Origin of the sequence: Vibrio sp. 1-Bac 57 (genome assembly GCF_037546855.1) — a bacterium.
Classification (GTDB): Bacteria; Pseudomonadota; Gammaproteobacteria; order Enterobacterales; family Psychromonadaceae; genus Psychromonas.
This window is the reverse complement of the sequence record NZ_JALAAC010000088.1, coordinates 1-1,565: the sequence shown is the minus strand read 5'-3', so window position 1 is coordinate 1,565 and position 1,565 is coordinate 1. Positions and strand designations below refer to the sequence as shown.

Sequence of the window (1,565 nt, the reverse complement as noted above, 5' to 3'; positions counted from 1 at the left end):
TTTAATTACACCCACTTTCTCCCAATACCGAACGTAATAAACTATCTCGCTTCCGTCCCCATGGTGACTTAGAGTCGCCACTAACTAACTAATTATTAAAAAATTAAAAAACTGTTCATTAAACCTCTTATATGCAAATAAAAATGTCAGGAACTATTTGTAAAAAACTGGACATTTGTTGGTATGAAGACATACAATATAAAACATATGGAGAAGTCAAAATGAACATTACACAGTCAGTAAGTCAGCAAATAGAGCGCATGCGATCAGGCAAGCTATTTTCTTATCAGGATATCCCGAGTTATTCTGAGCACGGTGATGCAGTTGTAAAAGCGATTAGCCGAAATGCAAAAAAGTTAGGCTTAGTAAAGATTAAGAAAGGTCTCTTTTACAAATCTGAAATTGGTCGATTTGGCCCTATGGCCCCGAAAAGCAATGATGTTATTGAATATTTTACTTCACGTAAAAGAAAGACTGTTGGTTATGTAACGGGCCCCGCATTATATTATCGTTGGGGGTTGACTACACAGATACCAGCAGAGGTTACGATTGCAACTTCTACAAAAAAACGTGAAAAAGCAAACCTATCTGGGCTTAGGATAACGACTACGCCTGCACGTTATAAAGTGACTAAGAACAATACTCAGGTATTACAATTCTTAGACATTCTGAAAAATATAGATCGCATTCCTGATGCAGAAACACAAGCAGTATCGACAAAATTAGCCGTTCGACTAAAAGGCTTTTCACCTGAAAAAATATCTGTAATGGAAAAAATAGCTGTAGAGGCTTATTCAGAAAGAACTAAGGCTTTACTTGGCTCTTTCTTAGAAACATACATGAATTATTTTAGTGAAGAATTGAAAAGTTCGTTAAATCCAACGTCTAAGTATGTCTTTAATTGTGCTAACAAATGGAAAAATGCAGAAAAGAATTGGCGATTAGCATCAAGTAAATAAGAAAAGGAATAGTTGTGTTATTACATAAAGATGAAGGTGCACTTGAAGAGGCAATTCGAGCAACAGCTAATAGCCTTTCACTACCTGTTGAGTATGTAGAAAAAGATTATTGGGTTACATTCGCTCTAAAGACCCTCGCTTTATCGAATATTGGGGATGAGATAGTATTTAAAGGGGGGACGTCTTTAAGTAAGGCGTATAACTTAATCTCTCGATTCTCAGAAGATATAGACATAGCGGTGTTAACAGATGGACTAAATGGTAATCAGGTAAAAACAAAACTAAAAAAAACCACAAAACTTATTGATACTATATATGAAGAAATTGAGTCTCCTGATACTTCGAAAGGCTCAAAATTCAGAAAAATGCGATTCCAATATCCAAGAATTGATAGCTCTACTCCTGTTGAAGGGCAAATTACCGATAGCTTATTGTTAGAAGTTAATGCGTTTGCAGATCCTGAGCCATATAAGAAAATAGGCATGTTGTCGTATGTTGCAGAATATTTTTTAAAAAGCGGATTTGAAAATGCTGTTAAAGAATATGAGCTTGAAGAATTTGAAATGAATGTGTTATGTACTTCACGTACCCTTTGTGAAAAGATTA

At 35.1% G+C, this 1,565-nt stretch carries 2 protein-coding genes; both read left to right on the top strand.

Annotated elements, in window-relative coordinates:
* Nucleotides 1–221 precede the first annotated feature (221 nt).
* Nucleotides 222–959, top strand: coding sequence for a DUF6088 family protein (locus tag MT391_RS20615; protein ID WP_028870502.1), 738 nt, complete (start codon nucleotides 222–224; stop codon nucleotides 957–959).
* 14 nt (nucleotides 960–973) lie between these two features.
* On the top strand, nucleotides 974–1,565 hold a 592-nt coding region (locus tag MT391_RS20610; RefSeq protein ID WP_499499960.1), incomplete at its 3' end, for a nucleotidyl transferase AbiEii/AbiGii toxin family protein.